Source organism: Actinospica durhamensis (genome assembly GCF_018139695.1).
Lineage (GTDB): Bacteria > Actinomycetota > Actinomycetes > Streptomycetales > Catenulisporaceae > Actinospica > Actinospica durhamensis.
In genome coordinates this window covers 1-2,548 of sequence record NZ_JAGSOG010000502.1, presented here as the reverse complement: position 1 = coordinate 2,548, position 2,548 = coordinate 1, and the positions used below count along the sequence as shown (strand labels likewise).

Here is a 2,548-nt window from a genome sequence, read left to right as displayed (position 1 = left end):
GTTCAGCGTGGGTGTCCGGGTGCAGGTGGCTGGGTGCACCGCGCTGTGCTGCTGTCCGGATGCTGGGTGACGGTCGGTGATCGCTTTGGTGCTGGTCGGGGATCGGGGGCGGGGACACCCCGGGCGACGCGGGTCGCGGGTTTCGTGGGATATTGGACCTTTCACACGTGGCGTCGGTGGAAGCGAGGGCCAGGATGGTCGCCGAGCAGGTAGGGGTGGACGGGGCGACGACGCGGGAGCTGGAGCGCATGATGGAGGCGTTTCCGGACCTGCCGGCCGAGGCCGTGGTCAAGCAGGACATCCTGCGGCAGGGTCTGGCCTTCAGTCCGGACGCGCTGCGGGTGGCGGGGGGCTACAAGCCGAAGGACTACTTCATCTTCACCTTCGACCTCGTGCCGGTGGCGGAGATGGCCAAGCATGCCGACTTCCGCGCGCCGGAGGAGATCCGGATGACGGGCGGGCCTTATGACCTGCGCCGGACCGTGGTCTCCACGCGGGTCGCGCCGGACAGCCCGTACCGGGTGGAGTTGCACGAGGGCAAGCTGGCGCTGAACTGTGAGGGGACGTTCCTCGCTGACGTGGAGTTCCCGCCGATCCCGGAGTACTACAAGCACACGCTCTCCTCGGGGCGCAGCATCAGCCAGATCGCCCCGGCCATCGAGTGGGGCTACCTGGTGTACCTCACCGTCTACCGGCTCTGCCAGTACTGGGGCCGGGACGAGGAGTGCCGCTTCTGCGACCTGAACGAGAACTTCCGGCAGCAGCGGGCCAACGGCCGGGAGTACACGCCGGTCAAGGACCTCGAGGACATCGTCGAGGCCATGACGCTGATCCACCAGCACGACTCCGTCACCAAGGCCTACACCGTCACCGGCGGCTCGATCACGCGCAAGCTCGACGGCATGCGCGAAGGCGAGTTCTACGCGCGCTTCGCCGAGGCGATCGAGTCCCGTTTCCCGGGCCGGTGGATTCCCAAGGCCGTCGTCCAGGCTCTGCCGCTGGACGAGGTCAAGATGCTGCACGACGCCGGCTACCGGATCTACCACCCGAACTACGAGGTCTGGGACGCCGAGCTGTTCAACTGGATCTGCCCAGGCAAGGACCGTTACGTCGGGCGCGACGCCTGGGTGCAGCGCATCCTGGACGCCGCCGACGTTTTCGGGCCCACGAACGTCATCCCGAACTTCGTCGGCGGCGTGGAGATGGCCAAGCCGCACGGGTTCACCGACGTGGACCAGGCCATCGCCTCGACGGCCGAGGGGCTGGAGTTCTTCATGAGCCACGGCGTGGTGCCGCGCTTCACCACGTGGTGCCCGGAGCCGACGAGCAACCTCGGCCGGCAGGACGGCCCGCCGCTGGAGTACTTCATCAAGCTGCTGCGGGTGTGGCGGGACACCTTCGAGGCGCACAAGCTGCCGGTACCGCCCGGCTACGGCAAGCCCGGCGCGGGCAACGCCGAGTTCTCGGTGAGCGCGTTCATGGATGTCATCCGTACGCCGTAGTACTGCGGCTCTCAGTGGTGCCCGGCCGCGCCATCAGGCGTGAAGCCGGGCAATAAAACCAGTTGGCCCGGCCGCGCCGCCGGGCGTAAGGTCGTCGCCGTCCAGGAAAGCTCACGGATGGAGACCCGAATGCGCCGACAGATCGACGTTCTTCACGGACCCGACCTGTCTCCCGCATCCCCGAGGACTCCTCACCTTGATCGTCAGTACCCTGAACATCGGCGTGCTCGCACACGTCGACGCCGGTAAGACCAGCCTGACCGAGCGGCTGCTCTTCAACGCGGGCGTCATCGACCACCTCGGCAGCGTCGACGGTGGCGACACGCAGACCGACACGCTCGCGCTCGAACGCCGGCGCGGCATCACCATCAAATCCGCGGTCGTGGCCTTGACCGCGCCCACGGCCGCAGAGGACGGGCCGCGGATCACGCTCGTCGACACGCCCGGCCACGCCGACTTCATCGCCGAGGTCGCGCGTGCGCTACGTGCGCTGGACGGCGTCGTTCTGGTCGTCTCGGCGGTCGAGGGCGTGCAGGCGCAGACGCGCGTACTCATGCGTACGCTGGCCAGGCTCGGCCTGCCGACTCTCATCTTCGCCAACAAGACCGACCGGGCCGGGGCTCGCGAAGATGCGTTATTGGAAGAGATCCGTGAGAAGCTGACCGACCGCGCGGTGGCTGTGACGCGTGTGGAGGGGCTGGGAACTGCCGGCGCGAGGACGGTCGAGCGGCCGCTGGTGGGCGGCACGACCGGGTCGGGGGCCAGTGCAGAGACCAGCGCGGGCATCGGCGAGTTTCTGGCGGATGGGGATGACGCGTTCCTCGAGCGCTATCTGGATGACTCGGTGAGGCTCACCGAGGCGGATTATCGCGAGGAGCTGGCCAGGCAGGTTGCTGAAGCGCGGGCGTATCCGGTCTTCTTCGGCTCGGCGGCGACCGGCGCCGGCGTCGAGCTGTTGATGGAGGGGATCAGGGCGCTGCTGCCCGCGCGGAAGCTGGCTGCTGATGGGCCGCTGCGGGGGACGGTGTTCAAGATCGAGCGGGGGC

At 68.3% G+C, this 2,548-nt stretch carries 2 protein-coding genes; both read left to right on the top strand.

The annotated features are described in order from the left end of the window. The first annotated feature begins 194 nt into the window (after window positions 1–194). Window positions 195–1,502 carry a radical SAM protein gene (locus tag KDL01_RS40435; RefSeq protein WP_212534019.1) on the top strand — a complete coding sequence of 436 codons (1,308 nt, stop codon included), beginning with the start codon at window positions 195–197 and terminating at the stop codon, window positions 1,500–1,502. A gap of 196 nt (window positions 1,503–1,698) precedes the next feature. After that, the coding region (locus KDL01_RS40430; RefSeq protein ID WP_246577669.1) for a GTP-binding protein at window positions 1,699–2,548 on the top strand (850 nt) is incomplete at its 3' end.